Source organism: Thalassobacterium sedimentorum (assembly GCF_031127905.1).
Taxonomy (GTDB): Bacteria; Verrucomicrobiota; Verrucomicrobiia; order Opitutales; family Coraliomargaritaceae; genus Thalassobacterium; species Thalassobacterium sedimentorum.
The window spans coordinates 1-1,494 of record NZ_JARXIC010000093.1 but is presented as its reverse complement, the minus strand read 5'-3'; the positions used below and the strand labels follow the sequence as shown (position 1 = coordinate 1,494).

Below are 1,494 nucleotides of genomic sequence, written 5' to 3'. Positions count from 1 at the left end.
GGGTTATTGGAATTTGTATTATTTGAGCGTTCATCTGAGCAGAATGCCAAGATAATCATTGTGGATATGATAGTGAGAATTTTTTTAGCATAACGATGAGATGTATCGATGGAGTGAAGGCGGAGCCGTAACGGAATTGATACTATCGACTGGTTGGCTGATCGTTTCCTAGAAGGTGTCTGGATCTGTCTTACCCGCTGTGGCGCTTGCCATTGTGAATTCACTGTCAAAATGAGTTAGAACCATATCAATGAAGCGACCATGATATAAGCCGTAAATCTGGCTAGATAGTTTCGTGTCTTTGGGAGCGACGATACCCAACCTCAATTCTCCTGTGTAGGTTTTAGGTCTTAACCAAGCTTCATCTTTCCATTGTTCTGCATCGTGAGTAAAGTCCCCATCTTTGTCATAGGACCATGAGCGAACGGTGTTTTCGTCGATAGCTTTCTTTATTTTTTTGAGTAGCTCCGAAGGATTTTGTGTTTTGATTATTACAGCCATGTTCAGGTTTTTATTTTTTCGTTTATTTAGCCAACGTTGAGACCAGACACCCATCCTGTGGGCTCAGTCGTCCTGTTGATTTTTAGAGTTTTACGGGCGGGTTAAATGGGTTGTCTGTGTCGTCTGGATCAGGACTCGAATGTGTAGGAAGCCTAGACCGCTCAACCGCTCTCGTGCTCCGTTTTTCCAGCTCCGACCTTGTCGGGAGAGACCGCAGCGTAAAGGACCTTGTCCCACGCAGCAGGCTTTATTTTCACTAATTTACGCTTATAATGAGGATTCATTTTTCGTTTTTAGCGTCGGGTTAGATAAGCGGTCATTAGCGGTAATAAGCGGTTAAAAAATACGTCTAATAGGATTTCCTTTTTCAATTTTATTCCCTGATCGTCAAGAGGTGGCACGGAGTGAGCGCAGCGAACGGAGTTGTCCACTCTCGCCTGGTTCAGATCTTTTTTAGTGACTGGATGAATTCAGCTGGAAGTGCACTAAGTAGCTCAGATGGTATAGAATCAGAGTCTTTAATTTCACTTATGCTGTCTTGATATTTATTGGGTTCAATCGTTCTGAATGTGTATTCCCAGAGGCGAGAGTCTCCGTCGAACATCCAAATTTTGTTTCTACTTTCGATCCAGAACATCCAAGGCTTTCCTTGCTGTAATAAGCCTGCTTTGGGTCCAATGGATTTCTTTCGCACTGGATCATCTAGCGAGATCGAAAATTGTAGTCGATCGTTGTTCTGTTCGATTAGCACAATACGCTCCGAATTCGACCATTCATATTCGCCTGTGGTTTCAATGAATGATCCAACCGATTTCGTTTCACTAGCCGCATTCGCTAGAGTAGTTAGAGCGGCAAATAAGATTAGGGGTATTATTTTGTATTTCATTCTATTTCTGAACGGCGAGGTGTATCACGCAGTGAGCGCAGCGAACGGAGTTGATACGACCGACTGGATATACCCTCGGGCTGTTCCAATGCGCTCAATCTGCTCCG

At 43.8% G+C, this 1,494-nt stretch carries 3 protein-coding genes; all 3 read right to left on the bottom strand.

Going from position 1 to position 1,494, the window contains the following annotated elements; translation table 11 throughout:
• Positions 1 to 168 precede the first annotated feature (168 nt).
• Positions 169 to 501 carry a hypothetical protein gene (locus tag QEH59_RS18515; protein ID WP_308986871.1) on the bottom strand — a complete coding sequence of 111 codons (333 nt, stop codon included), beginning with the start codon at positions 499 to 501 and terminating at the stop codon, positions 169 to 171.
• Positions 502 to 662: 161 nt separating this feature from the next.
• Positions 663 to 785 carry a hypothetical protein gene (locus QEH59_RS18510; RefSeq protein ID WP_308986870.1) on the bottom strand — a complete coding sequence of 41 codons (123 nt, stop codon included), beginning with the start codon at positions 783 to 785 and terminating at the stop codon, positions 663 to 665.
• Between the two features lie 158 nt (positions 786 to 943).
• Positions 944 to 1,387, bottom strand: a complete 444-nt coding sequence (locus QEH59_RS18505) for a hypothetical protein (RefSeq protein WP_308986869.1) — start codon at positions 1,385 to 1,387, stop codon at positions 944 to 946.
• Positions 1,388 to 1,494 lie beyond the last annotated feature (107 nt).